This window comes from Bartonella sp. LJL80, assembly GCF_054871565.1.
Window position 1 is genome coordinate 1 of the sequence record NZ_JBTXLM010000021.1, and the last position, 3,269, is coordinate 3,269.

At 46.8% G+C, this 3,269-nt stretch carries 2 protein-coding genes; both read right to left on the bottom strand.

Annotation, left to right across the window (positions count from 1 at the left end; translation table 11 throughout):
* A partial coding sequence (locus ACYSNS_RS14430; protein ID WP_461723878.1) for an autotransporter outer membrane beta-barrel domain-containing protein occupies nucleotides 1-2,143 on the bottom strand: 2,143 nt, incomplete at its 3' end.
* Nucleotides 2,144-3,090: 947 nt separating this feature from the next.
* The coding region (locus ACYSNS_RS14435; RefSeq protein ID WP_461723879.1) for an autotransporter outer membrane beta-barrel domain-containing protein at nucleotides 3,091-3,269 on the bottom strand (179 nt) is incomplete at its 5' end.

The following is a 3,269-nucleotide window of genomic DNA, read 5'->3' on the forward strand; positions in this document are numbered from 1 at the left end:
GATCAGAGCCTGTACCAATCCATGTGCGGTTGCCAATTCGCTGCTCCAATGTGCCAAGCTTGTTCAACTGCTGCAGGATTTGCGGATAGACCTCATACATAGGCACGACAGCGGAATAGACGGGCTTGGGTTCGATGACTGGCGGCTCCACCGGCCCGACAGGCGGTTGGGGTGGTTCGACAGGTTTGACATAGAGCGAACGCAGATACCAATCACCGGCAAAGTCGCCAGCCTTATTGCCGGCATAGAGGGAATAGGCGTAGGCTCCACCGACGACAGCGGCCTGCCCTTCAAAGCTATAATCACTCTTCAACGCGAAGTTATCGGCAGATGATGTGCCATCCACCTTGATCAGCTGGATACCATCACCGGTGGTCAAAGCACCAAGGCCACCACGATTGACAACCTGCACACCGGTTGTACCCGTAGCATTGCCGGTAATCTGTAAGAAATCCGTCGGGGAACTATCATCGCCAAGCTGCGTATCAAAAACGATAGTTCCACGGTCACCAGAATAGTTGCCTCGTATTGTCCACAGATCCCCAGCGATCTCGTTCCCATCCATACGCAATGAACCTGCATTATAAACATCAGCGTTGACAGTTTGCGCATTGGGCGCTGCAAGTTCGTTTGTTAGAACTGACGCGCGATCGAGTGTAAGGCGTGAAGTATTAACCAAGTTCGCCGGATCGAACAGGTTTTCACTGGTCATCGTTAGAGTAGAACCATCGACAAGATTGATAGCGCTCCAGTCTGTTAAATTAACGCCTTTGTTGGAATCATTTCCGGAATCTTTAGTATATGCACGCAGATTTGCGTATTGTCGTAACGTGAGCTCACCGGTATTAGTGTCAGTGCCATCCGAACCTCCGTCAAAGGATAACGCATCGCCAAATTGAACACTTCCGGAGATGACAGCAGTATCATTGCCTGTCCCCATAGATATTGAAGATAAAACCAAGCCCGCTGACAATTCAACATGGTCATTTCCGGCATCCATAGAGATCGTACTGCCGGCATCAATTTTCCCTCCAGATAGAACCAGCCTGTCATTTCCATCGCGCATGAAGAGGTCGCCTAAAAACCTGCCAGATTCAATTGTCACGGTATCGTCACCTCCACCTAGATCGATATCACCGAGAACCTCGGCATTACCGGTCAGAAGTACCGTATCTTTGATATTTTCCCGGCTTAATATCGCTGTATTGTTGGCCGCTTCGGAACTGAAGATTTTCCCACTAACAATCGTTAATGATTCAGTATTCCCGCGTATATCAATGCCCAGCCCTGAATTAATTGTGGCTTTTTGGCCTATATTGATGATTGCTTTACCACTACGTCCGGTTTCGAGTTCTGAAGTCTTCGAGGGTTCTTCACCTAGACTAACAAACCCATCGCCTGTTACACTGATTGCGGTTTGCATAGCATCTCCGGTAATGAGCGTCATTCCGGTTGATAAAACACTACCTGACACGCCGGTAGAACTTATTCCTTTCGCTCCGCCGCCCAACGTTAGAGTGAGATCGGCAAACTCCATTCGCCCATTTCCGGTCATTAAGGCAAAGTTGAAGGTACCAGTATCCTGTACATCGATGACAGTGGCCCCATGAACTCTGATGAGTCCACCTTGATATGCATAAAGTCCTGTCGGCGAAAATTTTGTCCCTGAGCTGTTGGCATTGCTCTTTAACACGGCATTCAAGTCACCAAAAACTTCCAACAAAGAGTTGGTACCTTCCGTTGTCACAAAGGGGTTGCTCGCACCGGCTACTGGTGCAAGCGATAGGTTCCCTTTAATGGTGACCGCACTGCCACCAGTTATATTGGCCCATGGCACGGTGCTCGTTGCATAATCGGTATCCGTAACCCAGGTGGTATTGCCATTGAATGTGATCTTGCTTTGGCTTTCAGCGTTTATGACACGCGCATTCTGAGCAACATTCCCAACTATCGCGCTTGTCAATGTTACGTCTGCGCCGTTGAGTATCAAGTGGGAGCCGGACCCCTTAGCAATGGCCGCATTTGAAGAAGTGGTATCGAAACTACAATCACTTCCTACCGTACAGGTTATTCCTGCAAAGGAAACCGTTGTCGACAACAGAAAGGATGAGATAAAAGGTAAACTTTTTATACAATACCGCATGTAATAGAACCCCAATATATTAAAGTCGTTAAAAATCGACGATGTAAATTCACTCGTAATTACGGGAAAAATTTTTTCGGCTATTCGAGCAAATCGCTACTGTAGCGCCCAAAAATGTCCCTTAATTAACAACAGACCCCGCGAATAAATCGAACCTAACCAATGCCTTATTTGACGCTTTATTAAATAGCCAACTAAAGACATTCAAACTCGTATCGTTGATGGTAAAAATTGTCTTTATGCGTTCACAAACGAAAAGAACTGTTTCATTTTGGAACATAACGCCATAAGTGCCTCATCACCAATGATCGAAGTTACACGTTATGCCGCCATCACATTCTGAAGCCGACGCTATTGATCTAAGTGCGGTGAGTGCGCCGACGCCGAGCGCAGTACTTAAAGCGGCGTGCATTAAGCGGCATTTATAAATATTCATCACTGTATCCATAAAATTGACAAACCATCCGAGCGGAGGAACCGTTCGGATGGCTGGATTGAAAAAAACAGAGAAAAGCGGAGCACGTTGCACGCATCCGAGAGAGGAAAAGGCAAATGAACCCGCTGAGGAAAACACTCGACAGCGGTAATAACGGAGTTTTTATACCGTAATTAGATACAACTGATAGTTGCCGCTGGGGGGGGGGGGGGGGGGTAAAAGTAATAAGTGTCGGCGCATGAACACCAACAGTAATATTATCTTTTTTATCTATACCCACAAAATAAGTCAAACCCAATGCCCCGATTCGAATCATAACGAAGATTCGTATACTATAAATATACATGGAGAATAAATTACGCAATACATAAATCACCTATTGAGCAAATAATATTATATATTAACACTGTAGCAATAATAATCCTTACGACATTCTCATTTGCGCCATCCTTTGCTCCGGTCACCGTGGGTCGGCAACCGGAGCTGAAACAGTTTCAGCAGAGCCAAGGGGTCAAAATCTGGCTCTGAATCCCACTGTTCCATTGAGCGAGTAGCTATCACCAAAGTCGGAGAATGAGGTGCGGCCATCAACCTCGCCATAGATCGAATAGGCATCATCCTGCCAATTGTAGGAAACACCGGTGCCAAGCCCGCCCCAGAAACGATCCGAGCGATTGCGGAAGTCAACAT